Origin of the sequence: Citrobacter freundii complex sp. CFNIH4, from assembly GCF_002934505.1 — a bacterium.
Classification (GTDB): Bacteria; Pseudomonadota; Gammaproteobacteria; order Enterobacterales; family Enterobacteriaceae; genus Citrobacter; species Citrobacter freundii.
The window spans coordinates 3,199,270-3,218,518 of record NZ_CP026231.1 but is presented as its reverse complement, the minus strand read 5'-3'; the positions used below and the strand labels follow the sequence as shown (position 1 = coordinate 3,218,518).

At 54.8% G+C, this 19,249-nt stretch carries 18 protein-coding genes; 10 read left to right on the top strand and 8 right to left on the bottom strand.

Annotated elements, in window-relative coordinates:
* The first annotated feature begins 1 nt into the window (after position 1).
* The 6 genes from C2U41_RS16460 to hycI are packed head-to-tail and all read left to right on the top strand — an operon-like array spanning position 2 to position 4,841.
* Positions 2 to 925, top strand: coding sequence for a respiratory chain complex I subunit 1 family protein (locus C2U41_RS16460; protein WP_003825914.1), 924 nt, complete (start codon positions 2 to 4; stop codon positions 923 to 925).
* Positions 926 to 942: 17 nt separating this feature from the next.
* On the top strand, positions 943 to 2,652 hold the full coding sequence (gene hycE, locus C2U41_RS16455; protein ID WP_003037393.1) for a formate hydrogenlyase subunit HycE: 1,710 nt from the start codon (positions 943 to 945) through the stop codon (positions 2,650 to 2,652).
* Positions 2,653 to 2,661: 9 nt separating this feature from the next.
* Positions 2,662 to 3,204: a formate hydrogenlyase subunit HycF gene (gene hycF, locus C2U41_RS16450; protein ID WP_003037391.1), complete on the top strand. Its 543-nt coding sequence runs from the start codon at positions 2,662 to 2,664 to the stop codon at positions 3,202 to 3,204.
* Positions 3,204 to 3,971, top strand: coding sequence for a formate hydrogenlyase subunit HycG (gene hycG, locus C2U41_RS16445; RefSeq protein ID WP_003037388.1), 768 nt, complete (start codon positions 3,204 to 3,206; stop codon positions 3,969 to 3,971). Before hycF ends, hycG begins: the two co-directional genes overlap by 1 nt.
* Positions 3,968 to 4,378 carry a formate hydrogenlyase maturation HycH family protein gene (locus C2U41_RS16440; protein ID WP_003037385.1) on the top strand — a complete coding sequence of 137 codons (411 nt, stop codon included), beginning with the start codon at positions 3,968 to 3,970 and terminating at the stop codon, positions 4,376 to 4,378. Before hycG ends, C2U41_RS16440 begins: the two co-directional genes overlap by 4 nt.
* On the top strand, positions 4,371 to 4,841 hold the full coding sequence (gene hycI, locus C2U41_RS16435) for a hydrogenase maturation peptidase HycI (protein WP_003037382.1): 471 nt from the start codon (positions 4,371 to 4,373) through the stop codon (positions 4,839 to 4,841). The genes C2U41_RS16440 and hycI overlap by 8 nt, the downstream gene beginning before the upstream one ends.
* A gap of 56 nt (positions 4,842 to 4,897) precedes the next feature.
* Here the strand turns inward: hycI and C2U41_RS16430 are convergent, their stop codons facing one another.
* From C2U41_RS16430 to ascF, 3 genes are all read right to left on the bottom strand, one after another.
* Positions 4,898 to 5,137, bottom strand: coding sequence for a SymE family type I addiction module toxin (locus C2U41_RS16430; RefSeq protein WP_003037379.1), 240 nt, complete (start codon positions 5,135 to 5,137; stop codon positions 4,898 to 4,900).
* 172 nt (positions 5,138 to 5,309) lie between these two features.
* Positions 5,310 to 6,734: a 6-phospho-beta-glucosidase gene (locus C2U41_RS16425; protein ID WP_046670448.1), complete on the bottom strand. Its 1,425-nt coding sequence runs from the start codon at positions 6,732 to 6,734 to the stop codon at positions 5,310 to 5,312.
* Between the two features lie 22 nt (positions 6,735 to 6,756).
* Positions 6,757 to 8,211 (bottom strand): PTS cellobiose/arbutin/salicin transporter subunit IIBC, encoded by a 1,455-nt coding sequence (gene ascF / locus C2U41_RS16420; RefSeq protein ID WP_016150883.1) that lies wholly within the window; start codon positions 8,209 to 8,211, stop codon positions 6,757 to 6,759.
* A gap of 264 nt (positions 8,212 to 8,475) precedes the next feature.
* Here ascF and C2U41_RS16415 point away from each other — a divergent pair, with 264 nt between their 5' ends.
* From C2U41_RS16415 to hypF, 3 genes are all read left to right on the top strand, one after another.
* Positions 8,476 to 9,489, top strand: coding sequence for a LacI family DNA-binding transcriptional regulator (locus C2U41_RS16415; protein ID WP_016150882.1), 1,014 nt, complete (start codon positions 8,476 to 8,478; stop codon positions 9,487 to 9,489).
* Between the two features lie 145 nt (positions 9,490 to 9,634).
* Positions 9,635 to 10,180 carry an electron transport protein HydN gene (gene hydN, locus C2U41_RS16410; RefSeq protein ID WP_003037366.1) on the top strand — a complete coding sequence of 182 codons (546 nt, stop codon included), beginning with the start codon at positions 9,635 to 9,637 and terminating at the stop codon, positions 10,178 to 10,180.
* Positions 10,181 to 10,323: 143 nt separating this feature from the next.
* Positions 10,324 to 12,564 carry a carbamoyltransferase HypF gene (gene hypF / locus C2U41_RS16405; RefSeq protein ID WP_103848297.1) on the top strand — a complete coding sequence of 747 codons (2,241 nt, stop codon included), beginning with the start codon at positions 10,324 to 10,326 and terminating at the stop codon, positions 12,562 to 12,564.
* Between the two features lie 161 nt (positions 12,565 to 12,725).
* Here hypF and norW read toward each other — a convergent pair whose 3' ends face one another.
* Together norW and norV are read right to left on the bottom strand one after the other, a co-directional pair.
* Positions 12,726 to 13,859 (bottom strand): NADH:flavorubredoxin reductase NorW, encoded by a 1,134-nt coding sequence (gene norW / locus C2U41_RS16400; protein ID WP_103848298.1) that lies wholly within the window; start codon positions 13,857 to 13,859, stop codon positions 12,726 to 12,728.
* Positions 13,856 to 15,304 (bottom strand): anaerobic nitric oxide reductase flavorubredoxin, encoded by a 1,449-nt coding sequence (gene norV, locus C2U41_RS16395; RefSeq protein WP_044699694.1) that lies wholly within the window; start codon positions 15,302 to 15,304, stop codon positions 13,856 to 13,858. Before norV ends, norW begins: the two co-directional genes overlap by 4 nt.
* Positions 15,305 to 15,492: 188 nt before the next feature.
* Between norV and norR the strand changes: the two genes are divergently transcribed.
* Entirely contained in the window at positions 15,493 to 17,013 is a 1,521-nt protein-coding gene (gene norR, locus C2U41_RS16390; RefSeq protein WP_003846057.1) for a nitric oxide reductase transcriptional regulator NorR, read from the top strand.
* On the opposite strand, the gene gutQ is transcribed toward norR, so the two are convergent.
* From gutQ to gutM, 3 genes are all read right to left on the bottom strand, one after another.
* A complete protein-coding gene (gene gutQ, locus C2U41_RS16385; protein ID WP_003037353.1) occupies positions 17,010 to 17,975 on the bottom strand; it encodes an arabinose-5-phosphate isomerase GutQ in 966 nt (321 codons plus the stop codon). The genes norR and gutQ overlap by 4 nt on opposite strands.
* On the bottom strand, positions 17,968 to 18,741 hold the full coding sequence (gene srlR, locus C2U41_RS16380; RefSeq protein WP_003037350.1) for a glucitol operon DNA-binding transcriptional repressor SrlR: 774 nt from the start codon (positions 18,739 to 18,741) through the stop codon (positions 17,968 to 17,970). Before srlR ends, gutQ begins: the two co-directional genes overlap by 8 nt.
* A gap of 137 nt (positions 18,742 to 18,878) precedes the next feature.
* A complete protein-coding gene (gutM, locus tag C2U41_RS16375; RefSeq protein ID WP_086538553.1) occupies positions 18,879 to 19,238 on the bottom strand; it encodes a transcriptional regulator GutM in 360 nt (119 codons plus the stop codon).
* Positions 19,239 to 19,249 lie beyond the last annotated feature (11 nt).

Genomic DNA, 19,249 nt, shown 5'->3' with positions numbered 1-19,249 from the left:
AATGAGTGTTTTATATCCGTTAATTCAGGCGCTGGTGCTGTTTGCCGTTGCGCCGCTGCTGTCCGGCGTTACCCGCGTGGCGCGCGCGCGTTTGCACAATCGCCGCGGTCCGGGCGTTTTGCAGGAATACCGCGACATTATCAAACTGCTGGGCCGTCAGAGCATTGCGCCTGCGGATTCCAGTTGGGTCTTCCGCTTGACGCCGTTTGTGATGGTGGGCGTGATGCTGACTATCGCCACTGCGCTACCGGTAGTGACCGTTGGCTCACCGCTGCCGCAACTGGGCGATCTGATCACCTTAATTTACCTGTTCGCCATTGCCCGTTTTTTCTTCTCTATCGCGGGACTGGATACCGGTAGCCCGTTTACCGCCATTGGTGCCAGCCGTGAAGCGATGCTCGGCGTGCTGGTTGAACCTATCCTGTTGCTGGGGCTGTGGGTAGCGGCACAGGTTGCGGGTTCAACCCATATCAGCAATATCGCCGATACCATTTACCACTGGCCTGCTGCGCGCAGCATCCCGCTGATTCTGGCACTGTGCGCCTGTGCTTTCGCCACCTTTATCGAAATGGGCAAACTGCCATTCGATCTGGCAGAAGCAGAGCAAGAGCTGCAGGAAGGTCCATTGACTGAATACAGCGGCAGCGGTTTTGCCGTGCTGAAATGGGGCATTAGCCTCAAGCAACTGGTCGTTCTGCAAATGTTCGTTGGTGTGTTCCTGCCGTGGGGACAGATGGAAACCTTCACCGCGGGTGGGCTGCTGTTGGCGCTGGTGATTGCCGTCGTCAAGCTGGTCCTCGGCGTGCTGGTCATCGCCCTGTTCGAAAACAGCATGGCGCGTCTGCGTTTTTGCGCCACTTCACGCGTCACCTGGGCCGGTTTTGGGTTTGCGTTTTTAGCGTTCGTCTCCTTGCTGGTGGCGTGATTTAAGAGAGTTTGAGCATGTCTGAAGAAAAATTAGGTCAACAATATCTCGCTGCGCTGCATCAGGCCTTTCCGGGCGTGGTGCTGGATGAAGCCTGGCAGACCAAAGATCAGCTGACGATCACCGTCAAGGTGAACTACCTGCCGGAAGTGGTGGAGTTCCTGTACTACAAACAGGGCGGCTGGTTGTCCGTGTTGTTTGGTAACGACGAACGCCAGCTGTGCGGCCATTACGCTGTTTATTATGTGATGTCGATGGAGCAGGGCACCAAATGCTGGATAACCGTCCGCGTTGAAGTCGATGCCAATAAGCTGGAGTTCCCATCCGTCACGCCGCGCGTTCCGGCTGCGGTCTGGGGCGAGCGCGAAGTGCGCGATATGTACGGTTTGATCCCGGTAGGTTTGCCGGATGAGCGTCGTCTGGTACTGCCCGATGACTGGCCGGACGAACTCTATCCGCTGCGTAAAGACAGCATGGATTATCGTCAGCGCCCGGCGCCGACTACCGATGCTGAAACCTACGAGTTCATCAACGAACTGGGCGACAAGAAAAATAACGTGGTGCCGATTGGCCCGTTGCACGTCACCTCCGATGAACCCGGTCACTTCCGCCTGTTCGTGGACGGCGAGAACATTATCGATGCCGACTACCGTCTGTTCTATGTCCACCGTGGCATGGAGAAACTGGCGGAAACCCGTATGGGTTACAACGAGGTGACGTTCCTGTCAGATCGCGTGTGTGGCATCTGCGGCTTTGCGCATAGCACCGCCTACACCACCTCCGTTGAGAATGCGATGGGCATCGTGGTGCCGGAACGTGCGCAGATGATCCGCGCCATTTTGCTGGAAGTGGAACGTCTGCACTCGCATCTGCTGAACCTTGGTCTGGCCTGCCACTTCACCGGTTTTGACTCCGGCTTTATGCAGTTCTTCCGCGTGCGTGAAACGTCGATGAAAATGGCGGAGATCCTCACCGGGGCGCGTAAGACTTACGGCCTGAACCTGATCGGCGGTATCCGTCGTGATCTGCTGAAAGAAGATATGATCCAGACCCGTCAACTGGCGCAGCAGATGCGTCGTGACGTGCAGGAACTGGTCGATATGCTGCTCAGCACGCCGAACATGGAACAGCGTACCGTTGGTATTGGTCGTCTGGATCCGGAAATTGCCCGTGACTTCAGTAACGTCGGCCCGATGGTTCGCGCCAGCGGCCACGCGCGTGACACCCGCGCCGATCACCCGTTTGTCGGCTATGGTCTGCTGCCGATGGAAGTTCATAGCGAGCAGGGCTGCGACGTTATTTCTCGTCTGAAAGTTCGTATTAATGAAGTCTACACTGCACTGAATATGATCGACTTCGGTCTGGATAACCTGCCGGGCGGTCCGCTGATGGTAGAAGGCTTTACCTATATTCCTCACCGTTTCGCACTAGGCTTTGCTGAAGCGCCGCGTGGAGATGACATCCACTGGAGTATGACCGGCGACAACCAGAAACTGTATCGCTGGCGCTGCCGTGCGGCGACCTACGCCAACTGGCCGACGCTGCGCTACATGCTGCGTGGCAATACCGTTTCCGATGCACCGCTGATTATCGGTAGCCTCGATCCTTGCTACTCCTGTACTGACCGTATGACCGTAGTCGATGTGCGTAAGAAGAAGAGCAAAGTCGTGCCGTACAAAGAACTTGAGCGCTACAGCATCGAGCGTAAAAACTCGCCGCTGAAATAAGGAATCGCCATGTTTACCTTTATCAAAAAAGTCATCAAAACCGGGGCACCGACGTCGTCGTATCCGCTGGAGCCGATCGCGGTCGATAAAAACTTCCGTGGCAAACCGGAACATAATCCGCAACAGTGCATCGGCTGTGCGGCCTGTGTGAATGCGTGCCCGTCGAACGCGCTGACGGTCGAAACCGATCTGGCCACCAATGAGCTGGCGTGGCAGTTCAACCTCGGTCGCTGCATCTTCTGCGCCCGTTGCGAAGAAGTTTGCCCGACGGCGGCGATCAAGCTGTCGCAGGAGTATGAGCTGGCGGTGTGGAAGAAAGAGGATTTCCTGCAGCAGTCCCGCTTTGCGCTGTGTAATTGCCGCGTATGTAACCGTCCGTTTGCGGTACAAAAAGAGATTGATTACGCCATTGCGCTGCTTAAGCACAACGGTGATAGCCGCGCGGAAAACCACCGTGAAAGCTTTGAGACCTGCCCGGACTGTAAGCGCCAGAAATGCCTGGTGCCGTCTGATCGTATTGAACTGACTCGCCATATGAAAGAGGCCAGCTGATGAGCAATTTATTAGGCCCACGTGACGCCAACGGTATTCCGGTACCGATGACGGTGGATGAATCCATTGCCAGCATGAAAGCGTCGCTGCTAAAAAGCATCAAGCGTTCAGCGTACGTTTACCGTGTGGACTGCGGCGGCTGCAACGGTTGCGAAATCGAAATCTTCGCCACGCTTTCTCCGCTGTTTGACGCCGAACGTTTTGGCATCAAAGTGGTACCGTCCCCGCGTCATGCGGATATCCTGCTGTTTACCGGCGCGGTAACCCGTGCCATGCGCTCTCCGGCGCTACGCGCCTGGCAGTCTGCGCCAGACCCGAAAATTTGTATCTCTTACGGTGCTTGCGGTAACAGCGGCGGTATTTTCCACGACTTATACTGCGTATGGGGCGGCACGGACAAAATCGTACCGGTGGATGTGTATATCCCTGGCTGCCCGCCAACGCCTGCAGCCACGCTGTATGGTTTTGCCATGGCGCTGGGTCTGCTGGAACAAAAAATTCACGCGCGTGCGCCGGGTGAACTGGACGAACAGCCCGCCGAAATTCTGCATCCGGATATGGTTCAGCCGCTGCGAGTGAAGGTGGATCGCGAGGCTCGCCGTCTGGCGGGATACCGCTACGGTCGCCAGATTGCTGATGACTACATGACGCAGTTAGGGCAGGGCGAGCATCAGGTGGCGCGCTGGCTGGAGGCGGAAAACGATCCGCGTCTGACCGAGATCGTCACGCATCTTAACCATGTTGTCGAAGAGGCGCGTATCCGATGAGTGAAACGGTGGTGTTCAGTCAACTGAGCCGTAAGTTTATTGATGAGAACGATGCGACGCCCGCTGAGGCGCAGCAGGTTGTCTATTACAGCCTGGCGATTGGTCACCACCTTGGGATCATCGATTGCCTGGAAGCGGCGTTAACTTGTCCATGGGACGAATATCTGGCATGGATTGCTACCCTTGCTGAGGGAAGCGAAGCTCGCCGGAAAATGGAAGGTGTGCCGAAATACGGCGAGATCGTTATCGATTTCAACCATGTGCAAATGCTGGCACGCGCGTTCGATGATGCGCGTGCCGTACAGACCCCGCAGCAGCAGGAGTGGAGCAAGCTGATGCTTAGCATGCTGCACGACATACACCAGGAAAGCGCCATCTATCTGATGGTGAGGAGACACCGTGACTGACGTTTTATTATGTGTGGGTAACAGCATGATGGGCGATGACGGCGCGGGCCCGCTGCTGGCTGAAATGTGTGCTGCAAATCCTCAAGGCAACTGGGTTGTCATCGACGGTGGTAGTGCGCCAGAAAACGATATTGTCGCCATCCGTGAACTGCGTCCGCAACGTTTGTTGATTGTTGATGCTACCGATATGGGGCTGAACCCTGGTGAAATCCGCATTATCGATCCCGATGACATTGCCGAGATGTTCATGATGACCACTCATAACATGCCGCTGAATTACCTGGTCGATCAGTTGAAAGACGACGTTGGCGAGGTGATTTTCCTCGGCATTCAACCGGACATCGTCGGTTTTTACTACCCGATGACACAGCCGATCAAAGATGCTGTTGATACCGTCTATCAGCGATTAGCCGGTTGGGAAGGACACGGTGGATTCTCCGAGCTGGAAGCGCCAGAAGAGTAAACCGTATCAGTGCCGGATGTGAACGACATCCGGCCTGTTTTCCCAGTGTATCCTCGTCATTCAATTGCCTGCTCAATAATTAATTTCCCCTGCATCACTGATACATTCACTGCCGTACCGGTCGGAAATCCAGCTTGTTCCAGCCAGTCGCCGTTCAGCGTGAGCGAGGCGTGCCGACTGATTCGTCGCGTGTAACCCGTTTTTGGATCTTCATGGCGTTTTCTGACATAGCTGACTTTCAAGCGACGTACCGGTTTGGTGATTACCTCTGCTGATTTACCCTTTTTATCAAACATGCACGCTTCCTTGTGGTGAACGGCCAGGATTAAAAACTACTGAATAAAATGCCAGTAAAAAAGGATGAGGGCAAACCTGAAACTGGAAGGACGATTCCACATCTGGAATGTAATAAATGAAATGAAAATATGTAATTCTGCCGGAAGACTGTAACCCCCTCCGGCAGATCTGTTATGCCAGATCGGCGCCGTTGCTGGCGATTACTTTTTTGTACCACCAGAATGATTTCTTGCGGGTGCGCGCCAGCGTGCCGTTGCCCGCGTCATCGCGGTCCACATACACAAAACCGTAGCGTTTGCTCATCTCACCGGTTGAGGCAGAAACCAGATCGATACAGCCCCAGGTGGTGTAACCCATCAGGGGCACGCCATCTTCAATCGCGTCTGCCATGGCGCGAATATGTTCGCGTAAATAGCTAATGCGATAGTCGTCATTGATCTCACCATTGGCATCGATTTCATCCTTCGCTCCCAGCCCGTTCTCCACCAGAAATAGCGGTTTCTGGTAGCGGTCATACATCATATTCATGGTGATGCGCAGACCAAGCGGATCGATGCCCCAGCCCCATTCGCTGGCCGCAATATACGGATTACGCAGCGACTTCACCACGTTGGCGGCGCTGGTATTGCCGGTGTTCATTTCCGCCGAGGCGCAGCGCGATGCGTAATAGCTGAACGAGACGAAATCAACGGTGTTTTTCAGGATGTCGTCATCTTCTGGGGCTTTTTCTATGACCACGCCTTTTTCGCGAAACACGCGGGCAGAATAAGCCGGGTAGGCCCCGCGCGCCTGCACATCAATAAAGAACAGGTTTTCGCGGTCTTTTTCCAGCGCGGTCCACACATCTTCCGGCTTACACGAATAAGGATAAAAATTACCGCCAGCCAGCATACAACCGACCTGGTTTTGCGGATTAATTTCATGGGCTATTTTAGTCGCCAGGGCGCTGGCTATCAGTTCGTGGTGAGCGGACTGATATTTCACCTGATCCTGATTTTCACCTTCTTCAAATACCAGCCCGGCGCCTGAAAAGGGGCTGTGCAGCATAATGTTGATTTCGTTGAACGTCAGCCAGTACTTCACCAGACCGTCAAAGGCCTCGAAGCAGGTACGGGCGTAGCGGGTAAAGAACTCAACCATTTTGCGGTTACGCCAGGAGCCGTACTCGGTGACCAGATGCATTGGCACATCGAAGTGACACAGCGTGACTAATGGCTCAATACCGTATTTTTTACACTCGGCAAACACGCTCTGGTAAAACGCGATGCCCTCTTCATTCGGCGTCAGCTCATCGCCGTTAGGGTAGAGACGGCTCCAGGCAATGGAAGTACGAAATACCGTAAAACCCATTTCCGCCATCAGCGCGATATCTTCTTTATAGCGATGATAAAAGTCGATCGCCTGATGGCTGGGATAAAATTCGTTATCCCGCAGCGCAAAGCGCTTTTCCTGACCCAGCTTGACGGGCATCCGATGTGTGCCGTGGGGGAGCATATCGACGGTAGTCAGTCCTTTGCCGCCTTCCCGGTATGCCCCTTCAGACTGGTTGGCGGCCAGTGCGCCGCCCCATAAAAATCCTTGCGGAAAAACAGACATAATTAACCTCAGTTCATACCAGTCAAATGCTGGCTCCATTGATATTGCCCGGTTGTGCGGCCTGGTTTTTTCTTGCCTGCGCGGCTGCATCTTCGACAGGGATATCTTCAAAGCCGAGAATCAGCGTTAATACAAAGGAAAGCACTACCGCCAGCGCCATCACGCCAAATACCCAAACGATAGTCATCGGATTGGCCGGATCGAAAAACTGGACGCTGGTGAACAGGCCAGGAGCTGCCATGGAGTGGCTTGCAAGTCCGGCCATTCCGGCAACGGCACCGCAGATAAAACCGCTGATAAGACTCGCAATCAGTGGTCGTTTCAGGCGGATCGCTACGCCATACAGCGCAGGTTCGGAAATCCCCGCCATGATGGCGGAGGCGGCTGCCGCTAACGCCGTCTGACGCAATTCCGGGTTTTTGGTTTTCCATGCTACTGCCAGCGATGAACCACCTAACGACAAGTTGGCGCCGATTTCTGACGGCATCACCATGCCTTCTTTTCCGGTTTCGGCAATGGTCTGAATAATGGTTGGCGTAAAGACACGGTGCATACCGGTCATTACCAGCAGCGGCCACAGTGCGCCCATAATGGCCACCGACAGCCAGCCGAGATAGCCGTGAATGGTATAGACCAGCGCTGAAATTGCGCTACCGATCCAGATACCGATCGGGCCAATGATGACGATGGCGAGCGGCGCGGCGATCAGCACGATTAGCATTGGTTTAAGGAAGTTTTTGGTTACCGCCGGAGTGATGCGATCGACCCAACGTTCGATGTATGACAGGCACCAGGTCATCACCAGCGCCGGGATCACCGTGTAGGTGTATTTCACTGCCGTCACCGGGATCAGGGCAAACTCAACGTGCTCACCCTGCGCAGCCTTCGCCATCAGATCGATGAAGCTGGGATGCACCAGTACGCCCGCGATGGCGATTGCCAGCGACATGTTGGTTTTGAATTTGATAGCGGCCGACGCGGCGACCATCAGCGGCAGGAAGAAAAATGCGCCGTCACCGATAACGGTCAGAATGGTGAGCGTGGACGATCCTTTCTCCAGCACGCCGGTCATTTCGAAGATCATTGCCAGCAGCTTGAGCATTGATCCGCCGATAATTGCCGGGATCAACGGCGACATGGTGCCGATCAGCGCGTCGAGGATCCCCGCGCCAATCCGCTTCAGCGTCAGTCGGGGTTTGGTTTGCGGCTCAGCAGGCTGCATATTGGCAGGCAACAGGCTGACCACTTCGCGATACGCCTGCGAAACGGTGTTGCCGATGATCACCTGGCACTGGTTATCGCTACGCACCACGCCAAGTACGCCAGAAAGCGTCTTCAGCGTCGCGCTGTCGACCTGCGAGTCATCTTTGATAACGAAACGCAAACGGGTCATACAGTGGGTCACTGCTGTGATGTTGTCGACGCCTCCCAGAGCCGTCACAACGGAGCGCGCCAGCGCTGCATAATTCTTGGACATCGGATTTAATCCTGTTTTATCAGTATGATACGTTATGTTTTATCCGTTTACGTTGGGTCGCTTTTCTGGGTTATGAAACGCAGATAGGAAACCGGTTCCACGAAATCATGTTTAAAATATAAGTAATGAGCAAGATTTAATTTTGATCATTTTTTGTAATTGTGACTACGATCACCAGATGTCAGCGTCTGCGATTTAGCAGCAAGGACAGCGGCGAAACGGTGCAGTACACTGCGTCACATTGAGAGAATAGGGATGAGTAATATGACCACGATGCTGGAGGTGGCGAAGCGTGCCGGGGTGTCGAAAGCGACAGTTTCCCGGGTGCTTTCCGGGAACGGCTACGTCAGCCAGGAGACCAAAGACCGCGTGTTTCAGGCCATTGAAGAGAGTGGTTACCGCCCAAACTTGCTGGCGCGCAGTCTGGCGGCGAAAACCACGCAGACGCTGGGCCTGGTGGTAACAAATACCCTTTATCACGGCGTCTATTTCAGCGAGCTGCTGTTTCATACCGCGCGGATGGCGGAAGATAAAGGACGCCAGTTGTTGCTGGCTGACGGTAAGCACAGCGCTGAGGAAGAGCGTCAGGCGATCCAGTACCTGCTCGACCTGCGCTGTGACGCGATTATGATTTATCCGCGTTTTCTCAGCGTGGATGAGATAGACGATATCATCGATGCCCACAGCCAGCCGATTATGGTGCTTAATCGACGCCTGCGGAAAAACAGTAGCCACAGCGTATGGTGTGATCAAAAGCAGACCAGCTTTAACGCCGTTACTCAGCTCATTGCCGCCGGACATAAAGAGATTGGTTTTATTACCGGCTCGATGGATTCTCCAACCGGCGTGGAGCGACTTTCAGGTTATAAAGACGCGCTGGCACATCATGGTATCGCGCTAAATAATGATCTGATTGTTAAAGGGAAATGGACGCCAGCCTGCGGCGCAGCGGGTGTGGATACTTTGCTTTCGCGCAAGGTCAATTTTACCGCGCTGGTGGCCAGTAATGACGATATGGCGATCGGCGCGATGAAGCAGTTGCACGAGCATGGCGTGAGCGTTCCTGCACAGGTGTCGGTGATTGGCTTTGATGATATCGCCCTCGCGGCATACACTATTCCGGCGCTTTCCAGCGTTAAAATTCCGGTAACAGAAATGATTCAGGAAACGATTGGGCGCCTGATCTTTATGTTGGGTGACGGGGCGTTTACGCCGCCAAAGACTTTCACCGGTGAACTCATCCAGCGCGACTCAGTTGCGCCGCCCGCTTCGCGCTGACGGCTGTCATTTGTCATCGTCACTAGTGACGATGACACGCCCTTCTTGCGTCCATCAAAATAAAATTCCTTTAATAACAGTGAATTAAATTCTGGCACGATTTGTGAATGCTTCGGCAGATATTCTGTCATTGCTGGAGAAATTGATGAACCGTTTCATCATTGCAGACGCCAATAAATGCATTGGTTGCCGTACCTGTGAAGTGGCCTGCGTGGTATCCCATCAGGATAACCAGGACTGCGCATCGCTGACCCCTGAAACTTTTTTACCCCGCATTCACGTCATCAAAGGCGTTAATGTCTCTACGGCGACGCTGTGCCGCCAGTGTGAAGACGCGCCGTGCGCTAACGTCTGCCCGAACGGTGCGATCAGCCGTGATAAAGGTTTTGTTCACGTAATGCAGGAACGCTGCATTGGCTGTAAAACTTGCGTTGTGGCTTGTCCTTACGGCGCAATGGAAGTGGTCGTGCGTCCGGTTGTGCGTAACAGCGGCGCGGGTCTGAACGTCCGTGCAGAAAAAGCTGAAGCCAATAAGTGCGACCTGTGCCACCATCGCGAGGCCGGTCCTGCCTGTATGGAAGTGTGCCCGACTCACGCGCTGATTTATGTAGATCGCAATAAGCTTGAGCAACTTAGCGCGGAAAAACGCCGTCGCGCGGCGCTGGATTCCACCGCATCTTTGCTGTTCTGATATCTGAAAATCCGCGTAAAATACGGTAGTACTTATGCCGGATGGCGGCTTCGCCTTATCCGGCCTACTGTTCGCATCCCCGTAGGCCTGATAAGTATCGCGCCATCAGGCTAACCGGGATTGATGACTGCGGGAATAATCTAATGACAATAAACAACCACTCCGGCGTACAGTTGCGTATTCGCGGCAAAGTACAGGGCGTCGGATTTCGCCCCTACGTCTGGCAACTGGCGCAGCGGTTACAACTGCATGGTGATGTGTGTAACGACGGTGACGGTGTGGTTGTGCGCTTACAGGAAGATCCGGCGGTATTTATTGCGCAGTTACATCAACACTGCCCACCGCTGGCGCGCATTGACAGCGTTGAGAGCGAAGCATTCGCCTGGACGCAGCAGCCTGCTGATTTCTCGATTCGTCAAAGTACTGGCGGTACGATGAATACGCAAATCGTTCCGGATGCCGCGACCTGTCCCGAATGCCTTGTTGAAATGAACACCCCCGGCGAACGTCGCTACCGATACCCCTTTATCAACTGCACCCACTGTGGTCCACGCTTTACGATTATCCGCGCCATGCCCTATGACCGCCCGTTCACCGTGATGGCGTCGTTCCCACTCTGTGCGCAATGCGACAAAGAGTATCGTGACCCGTATGATCGTCGCTTCCATGCCCAGCCCGTTGCCTGTCCGGTGTGCGGCCCTCATCTTGAGTGGTTCAGCACGGATGAGCGGGCGGAGAAAGAAGAGGCGCTGCAGGCGGCGGTATCGCGACTGAAAGCAGGCGGTATTGTGGCGGTTAAAGGCATTGGTGGGTTTCATCTGGTGTGCGATGCGCGCAATGATGACGCCGTCGCGCTGCTCAGGCTGCGTAAACACCGTCCGGCGAAACCGCTGGCGGTAATGCTGCCAGGTGATGACGGACTGCCCGAACCTGCTCGTCGTTTGCTGACTACACCTGCTGCGCCGATCGTGCTGGTGCAGAAACGCTATGTCGCTGCATTGAGCGAGGGCATTGCGCCAGGGTTAACGGAAGTGGGCGTCATGCTGCCCGCGAATCCGTTGCAGCATTTGCTCTTACAAGAGATGAATTGTCCACTGGTGATGACCTCCGGCAACCTCAGCGGCAGGCCTCCGGCCATTACCAACGCCCAGGCGCTGGAAGATTTAAGTGCGATTGCTGATGGTTTCCTGCTGCATAACCGCGAAATTGTGCAGCGGATGGATGACTCCGTGGTGCGTGACAGTGGGGAAATGCTGCGTCGTTCCCGGGGTTACGTGCCGGATGCGGTCGCGCTGCCGCCAGGATTTCGCGACGTGCCGCCGATGCTGTGCTTAGGCGCGGATCTGAAAAATACCTTCTGCCTGGTGCGTGGCGAACAGGCGGTTATCAGCCAGCATTTAGGCGATCTCAGCGATGACGGCATTCAGCAGCAGTGGCGTGATGCGCTACGCCTGATCCAGAATATTTATGATTTTACGCCACTGCGTATCGTGCATGATGCCCACCCTGGCTATGTTTCCAGCCAGTGGGCCAGCGAAATGAATCTGTCAACCGAAACGGTACTGCATCACCATGCGCATGCCGCTGCATGTCTTGCCGAGCACGGCTGGCCGCTCGATGGCGGCGATGTGATTGCTCTGACGCTGGACGGCATTGGTATGGGGGAAAATGGCGAGCTGTGGGGCGGCGAATGTCTGCGGGTCAACTATCGTGAATGCGAACACCTTGGCGGCTTACCGGCGGTAGCGCTGGCGGGCGGCGATTTAGCGGCAAAACAGCCATGGCGCAATCTGCTAGCGCAGTGCCTGCGTTTTGTTCCTGACTGGCAGCGTTACCCGGAAACATCGGGGCTACAGCATCAAAACTGGAACGTACTGGCGCGCGCCATCGAGCGGGGAATCAATGCCCCGCTGGCATCGTCGTGCGGACGACTGTTTGATGCGGTTGCCGCCGCGTTGCATTGTGCGCCGGAATCGTTGAGTTATGAAGGTGAGGCGGCCTGTGCGCTGGAGGCGCTGGCATCGCAGTGTGCAGGCGTTGATCACCCTGTTACGGTGCCGCTTAATGGCAATCAACTGGACTTAGCGATTTTTTGGCAGCAATGGCTGACCTGGCAGACCGACCCTGCAGAAAGAGCGTGGGCGTTTCACGACGCGCTGGCGTGTGGTTTTGCCACGCTGATGCGTGAGCAGGCCGAAGCGCGCGGAATTAAAACGTTAGTATTCAGCGGTGGCGTGATGCATAACCGCTTATTGTCGGCCCGTCTGGCGTTTTATCTGCGTGATTTTACCTTACTGTTCCCGCAGCGTTTACCGGCGGGCGACGGCGGGTTGTCATTGGGGCAGGGCGTGATTGCCGCGGCGCGGGTGTTGACGCAAAAATAAAAAAAGCCCCGGGACTGGCGGGGCAAGAAAAACATGTCGGGGCATACCGACAAGTGGCAACGCACATCCATGTGCGTGAGGTTAATAAATCAGTAGCAGCGTTGCCGGGCAAAGTCGTAGGCCGGATAAGACGCGAAGTGGCGCCATCCGGCATCACAGACTTACACGGGCAACGTTTTCAGCAGCGCAAAGGCCTCTTTCATGCGGTCTTCACTGACGACAAACGCACACAGCTGGCCTTCGTCGTTCATCCCTCTTGCGACCATCCCCTGTGCTTCGGCGGCGATGTGCCAGTTCAGATCGCGGCGCTGGGTTTCCCCGGCCAAATGTAAAGGCAGTTCTGGCGTTTTGACTTTTACCAGCATGGCTGGCAGTTTCAATGGCACATTGCCGCCGAGCAGGTTTTTCGCCAGATACATGGCGCTCAGCTGAATCGGCTGCAGGAACGGGAGCACCTGACCGTTAATCTCCGCACAGTCGCCGAGAGCATAAATGTCCGGGTGGCTGGTTTGCAGGTAGCTGTCGACGCAGACGCCACGATTGATGTTCAATCCGGCGCGACGCGCCAGTGCGGTTTCCGGGCGCAGACCGGTGGCGGCAATCACCGCATCGACTTCTACGTTGCGGCTACGATCGAGCGTAGCGCGAATACCGGTGCTGGTTTTCTCCAGACTCTGGAGCTGTGATTTCAGCAGCAGGTGTACGCCCATATCGGTCAGACGATGCTGTAAGCGACTGCTGACTTCCGGCGGCATCAGCGAAGCCAGAATGCTGGCGGCGTTGTCAATAAGCGTTACCGCTTTACCGGCACGACAAAAATCCATCGCCAGTTCACTACCAATCAAGCCGCCGCCGACAATCAGCACCCGCTGGGCGTCACGCAGTTGCGTTTCACAAGCTCGATACTCTTGTTGGCTGTTTAACGTGAGCATTAACTCACGTCCGGTAACCGGCGGTACAAAGGCTGAAGCGCCCGTCGCCAGCACCAGCTTGTCGTACTGCCACTGCTTGTCCTGACTTTTCACTACGTGGGTATCGGCGTCGATGTCGGTTACCCAGGTATGTGGAAACAGGCGCAAATTAAACTGTTCGGCAAACTCCCCCGCCGACTGGCGGGTGAGGTCGTCTGCACGCTGTGACTGACTGATAACATGGCTGAGATCGGGCTTGTTGTACTCATCCATGCTGTCCGCGGCAATTAAGGTCAGCGGAACATTCGCATCCTGCTTACGGATATTTTTGACTAACTGGCGGGCGGCGAAGCCCGAACCAATGATGACAATGCCGTGACTCATTTTGCCTCCGTTGCCAGTACGTCGAAGACGTCTTTACCTAGTGAGCATTCCGGGCACAGGAAGTTGTCCGGAACTTCGCTCCATGGCGTACCCGGCGCAACGTCCTGCAACGGTTCGCCTTTCGCCGGATCGTAAATCCACTGGCACACGCTGCACTGCATGCTTGGACCAAGATCGGCGGCAGCCGCAGCGGCACACGCACAGGCTTCTTCCTGGGCGACGGCTTTCACGGTTGTTTCCGGCAATGGAGCCAGCGCCCACTGACGCGCGATTTCACGGCCGTGCTGGCGGCACAGTTCCAGTGCATCCAGGTCCGGACGCCATTTCGCTTTCAGGCTCAGTGACATCTCGAAACCTGCATCCTGCAAACGCGTGGACAAACGGTCTACTGCACCGCCGCTCCAGCCGTGCGAGCCAAAGGCGCTGGCACGCTTGTTACGAAAACGCAGGCCAGTCATCTCTTCCACCAGACCGGCAATTTTCGGCATCATCACGTTGTTCATTGTGGAAGTCCCGACCAGCACGCCTTTAGAGCGGAAGACGTTGGTCAAAACTTCGTTTTTGTCGCTACGGGCGACGTTAAAGATTTTTACCGCTACATTCGGGTCGACTTCGTTGATGCCCTGGGCAATCGCGTCCGCCATCATGCGGGTGTTGTTGGACATGGTGTCGTAGAAAATGGTGATGCGGTCTTCCTGATAATCCGCCGCCCATTTCAGGTACAGCTCAACGATTTGTGTCGGGTTGTCGCGCCATACCACGCCATGGGAAGTGGCAATCATATCGACCGGCAGGTTGAAGCCGAGGATCTCAGTAATTTTCGGTGTAACCAGACGGCTGAATGGCGTCAGGATGTTGGCGTAGTAACGCTGGCACTGTTCGAACAGTTCAGTCTGGTCAACTTCGTCGTTAAACAGACGTTCGTCGCAGTAGTGCTGACCGAAGGCGTCGTTACTGAACAGCACCGCATCGCCGGTCATGTAAGTCATCATACTGTCCGGCCAGTGCAGCATCGGCGTTTCAACGAAGATCAGCTGCTTGCCGTTACCGATGTCCAGGCTGTCACCGGTTTTCACTACGTTAAAGTTCCATTCCGGGTGATGGTGGTGCCCGTTGATAGAGTCAATGGCGTTGGCGGTGCAGTAAATCGGCGTGTCCGGGATGCAGGACATCAGCTCGGTCAGCGCTCCGGCATGGTCTTCTTCAGCGTGGTTAATGATGATGTAGTCGATATCCGCGAGGTCAATTTCACTGCGCAGGTTCTGCACGAATTCACGACTAAACTTGTGGTCTACTGTATCGATCAGGACATTTTTTTCTTCACGGATGAGATAGCTGTTGTAGCTGCTGCCGCGCAGCGTTTTGTATTCAGTTCCGTGGAAATCACGCACTTCCCAGTCACGTTGGCCAACCCAATGAATGTTATTTTTAACCAGAATAGACATAACAACCTCAATTAATTCAGCGTTTTTCAAAAAAGATGTTTTGCTAATTGCAGGTTGCGTGCCAACTTTTTATTTGTTTGATTTTAAAGGATTAGTTGTTTTACCACCTATAAGGTGGTAGTCAAAATGACTATATGTTTTATTGTCAATATGACAATATGAATTGTCAAAATGACAATGAGGTAGACATGAGCTTTTCCGTAGACGTGCTGGCGGGCATCGCCATTGAATTACAAAGCGGTATTGGGCATCAGGACCGTTTTCAACGACTGATAACCACCTTGCGTCAGGTGCTGGAGTGCGACGCGTCGGCACTGCTGCGCTACGAGTCGCGACAGTTTATTCCGCTGGCGATCGATGGGCTGGCGCAGGATGTTCTCGGCAGACGCTTTACTCTGGAAGGGCATCCGCGTCTGGAGGCGATTGCCCGCGCCGGGGACGTGGTTCGTTTCCCTGCCGACAGCGATTTGCCAGACCCGTATGATGGTCTGATTCCGGGGCAGGAGAGTCTGAAGGTGCATGCCTGTATTGGACTGCCGTTGTTCGCCGGTCAAAATTTGATTGGTGCGTTAACCCTGGATGGCATGGAGCCCGATCAGTTCGATGTTTTCAGCGATGAGGAGCTTAGGCTGATTGCCGCGCTGGCGGCTGGCGCATTGAGCAATGCGTTGCTGATTGAACAGCTGGAAAGCCAGAATATGCTGCCAGGTTCGTCGACGGCTTTCGAGCAGGTGACGGAAACCCAGATGATTGGCCTGTCGCCCAATATGATGCAGTTGAAAAAAGAGATTGAGATTGTGGCGGGGTCCGATCTCAACGTGCTGATTAGCGGCGAAACAGGGACCGGGAAGGAGCTGGTGGCTAAAGCTATCCATGAAGGTTCACCGCGCGCGGTGAATCCACTGGTGTATCTGAACTGCGCGGCGTTGCCGGAAAGCGTTGCCGAAAGCGAACTGTTTGGTCACGTAAAAGGCGCGTTTACCGGGGCTATCAGCAATCGTAGCGGTAAGTTTGAAATGGCCGACAATGGAACGCTATTTCTCGACGAGATAGGCGAACTCTCGCTGGCGCTACAGGCTAAGCTGCTGCGCGTATTGCAGTACGGTGATATTCAGCGCGTGGGTGACGATCGCAGCTTGCGCGTGGATGTGCGAGTGCTGGCGGCGACGAACCGTGATTTACGCGAAGAGGTGTTGGCCGGGAATTTCCGTGCGGATTTGTTCCACCGGCTGAGCGTCTTTCCCCTTTCGGTACCGCCTCTGCGTGAGCGCGGTGAAGATGTGGTTTTGCTGGCGGGTTATTTTTGCGAACAGTGTCGGCTGCGGCTGGGACTTTCCCGCGTGGTGTTAAGTCCTGGCGCGCGTAGTCATCTGTTGAGCTACGCCTGGCCCGGGAATGTGCGCGAGCTGGAACATGCCATTCACCGCGCGGTGGTTCTGGCAAGGGCGACCAGGGCAGGGGATGAAGTGGTGCTGGAGGCGCAGCATTTTGCCCTGCAGGATGAAGCGCCAGTAACACCGGCGGCGGAAGTTGTTGCGGAGATCCCACAGCATCACAACCTGCGTGAAGCAACAGAGTCGTTCCAGCGGGAGATGATCCGCCGGGCGCTGGCACAAAATAACCATAGTTGGGCGGCAAGTGCGCGGGCGCTGGAAACAGACGTCGCCAACCTGCACCGGCTGGCGAAGCGTCTGGGGTTGAAGGATTAGATAATACCGGCCTGATAGAAATCCTGCAGGTTGATAGCACCGGTGAGTTTACCGTTTTCATCGACCACCGGTGCGGCAGTGATTTTGCGCTTCATCAGGATCTCTTTGGCGTCAATCGCGCGGCTCTGCGCCTGCAGTGTAATGCCATTCTGGGTCATTGCTTCGCTAACCTGAGTGGTGAGCGCTCCGCCGCCAACTAGCCAGCGGCGCAGGTCGCCGTCGGTAAAGACCCCTTTCACCAGTGACTGGTCGTCGCAGACCGCGACCAGGCCAAGACCCGTGCGGCTGAGCTCCAGCATCGCGTCCATGACGCTGGTGGTAAGCGTCACCTGCGGGATGGCATCGTCACGGCGCATCAGATGATGCACTTTATTTAACAGACGAGCGCCCAGCGCACCTGCCGGATGCGAGCGGGCAAAATCTTCCTCGTTAAAGCCGCGCGCCTGCATTACGGCGATTGCCAGCGCATCGCCCATCATCAACGTATTTACGGTACTGGACGTCGGTGCCAGGCGCATCGGACAGGCTTCGCGCTCAACGGAAATATCCAGCACGGCTTTGGCGGCCAGGCCCAACGGTGAGGTCGGTTTTCCGGTCATTGCCAGCAGGGCGACGGATTTGTCTTCCAGGCGCGGAATGATGAGATCCAGCTCTTTCGCACCGCCGGAGTAGGAGATAAACAGCATGACATCACGGCTTTCGATCATCCCTAAGTCACCGTGCAGCGCTTCCGCCGGATGCACAAAAAAGGCAGGCGTGCCGGTACTGGCGAGGGTCGCCGCAATTTTTTTGCCAATATGACCTGATTTACCAATACCGGAGACAATGACTTTGCCTTCACAGTGGATGATAGTATTGGCGGCGCGGACAAAATCATCGCCCAGTCGCTCAGGCAAACGGCTGGCTTCCTGTAGTTCCAGCATTAACGTCTGACGGCCCGCGTTCAGTAGTGCATCACTCATTGGTTTCTCCGGTTATGATCACTTCAATCCCTTTTGCTTCCAGCGCCTGACGAAATGCAGGGTCGATACCTGCATCGGTAATCAGCTTGTCGACGCTTTCCAGACTGCATACAACATTAGGGCTTTTGCGCCCAAATTTTGACGAGTCAGCCATCAGAATCACTTCGCGAGCGGCATTACACATCGCTTTACTGACGCTAAACACCTCATTAAAAGTGGTCACGCCGGCATTGAGGTCAATGCCGTCGGTTCCCATGAAGAGTTTATCAAAGCTGAACTGCTCAAAGGCGTTTTCTGCCAGCTGACCGTGAAATGACGCAGATTTTTTGCGAAAGGTCCCGCCCGGCATCAGGATGGTTTGCTCGTTGTCCAGCTCCGAAAGGGCGTTAACAATGTGCAGGCTGTTGGTCATAACGGTGATGTTGCTAAAGCGCGTGAGCATCGGCACCATCTGCAGTACGGTGCTGCCCGCATCCAGAATAATAGAGTCGCCATCGTGTATAAAACGGACGGCAGCTTCGGCAATCTGCTCTTTTTTATGCGTATTAATTAGCGTTTTGTGATCGATTGGCGGGTCGGATTCGTCTTTATTTAATACTACGCCGCCATAGGTACGAATGACGGTTCCGGCGTTCTCCAGAATGACCAGGTCTTTGCGAATGGTCGTGCCAGTCGTGTCAAAGTAGTGGGCCAGTTCTTCAACCGAGCATTTTCCCTGCTTTTGCAGGTGCTCCAATATGGCAGCCTGACGCTGACGAGGTTTCATAGGCGTGATTACCCTGACTTATGTATTTACCCGTCATACTTCAAGCTGCATGTGCGTTGGTCTTCCTGCAACTCGAATTATTTGGGGTATAGGTTGCAAAATGATAATTTCGCAAGCTATTAGCATTCACAACGAAATTACCCATGTTTCAGTTTAAGCGCCAATGATAGTGCATTCTGCGCTAACGGATCATGGGGAAAGATCACATCAGGCTGTAAATCATCAAGATGTTTGCCCATTATTGTGGCAATTTTGCCGGGTCTGGCGAATACGGTAAGACCTTTCATAAATAACGTATCAGTTACCCGCTGTTGTTCATCCAGCGCGATGGCGACCACCACGCGCGGTTTAAAACGTCCGCCGGAACGACCCACGCCGACCCGACCCTGCTGGCAGAGCTTATCGAATGCCCGATTAAAGCGGGAAATTTGCCAGCCACCAAGCGCCAGTTGCAGGCACCAGGCGATAGCGGCGACGGTAATCAGTGCGGAAACCATTATGTACTCCT

Coding starts and splice junctions, on each gene's coding strand:
- C2U41_RS16460 (WP_003825914.1), top strand. CDS start 2: ATGAGTGTTTTATATCCGTTAATTCAGGCGCTGGTGCTGTTTGCCGTT.
- hycE (WP_003037393.1), top strand. CDS start 943: ATGTCTGAAGAAAAATTAGGTCAACAATATCTCGCTGCGCTGCATCAG.
- hycF (WP_003037391.1), top strand. CDS start 2,662: ATGTTTACCTTTATCAAAAAAGTCATCAAAACCGGGGCACCGACGTCG.
- hycG (WP_003037388.1), top strand. CDS start 3,204: ATGAGCAATTTATTAGGCCCACGTGACGCCAACGGTATTCCGGTACCG.
- C2U41_RS16440 (WP_003037385.1), top strand. CDS start 3,968: ATGAGTGAAACGGTGGTGTTCAGTCAACTGAGCCGTAAGTTTATTGAT.
- C2U41_RS16430 (WP_003037379.1), bottom strand. CDS start 5,137: ATGTTTGATAAAAAGGGTAAATCAGCAGAGGTAATCACCAAACCGGTA.
- C2U41_RS16425 (WP_046670448.1), bottom strand. CDS start 6,734: ATGTCTGTTTTTCCGCAAGGATTTTTATGGGGCGGCGCACTGGCCGCC.
- ascF (WP_016150883.1), bottom strand. CDS start 8,211: ATGTCCAAGAATTATGCAGCGCTGGCGCGCTCCGTTGTGACGGCTCTG.
- C2U41_RS16415 (WP_016150882.1), top strand. CDS start 8,476: ATGACCACGATGCTGGAGGTGGCGAAGCGTGCCGGGGTGTCGAAAGCG.
- hydN (WP_003037366.1), top strand. CDS start 9,635: ATGAACCGTTTCATCATTGCAGACGCCAATAAATGCATTGGTTGCCGT.
- hypF (WP_103848297.1), top strand. CDS start 10,324: ATGACAATAAACAACCACTCCGGCGTACAGTTGCGTATTCGCGGCAAA.
- norW (WP_103848298.1), bottom strand. CDS start 13,859: ATGAGTCACGGCATTGTCATCATTGGTTCGGGCTTCGCCGCCCGCCAG.
- norV (WP_044699694.1), bottom strand. CDS start 15,304: ATGTCTATTCTGGTTAAAAATAACATTCATTGGGTTGGCCAACGTGAC.
- norR (WP_003846057.1), top strand. CDS start 15,493: ATGAGCTTTTCCGTAGACGTGCTGGCGGGCATCGCCATTGAATTACAA.
- gutQ (WP_003037353.1), bottom strand. CDS start 17,975: ATGAGTGATGCACTACTGAACGCGGGCCGTCAGACGTTAATGCTGGAA.
- srlR (WP_003037350.1), bottom strand. CDS start 18,741: ATGAAACCTCGTCAGCGTCAGGCTGCCATATTGGAGCACCTGCAAAAG.
- gutM (WP_086538553.1), bottom strand. CDS start 19,238: ATGGTTTCCGCACTGATTACCGTCGCCGCTATCGCCTGGTGCCTGCAA.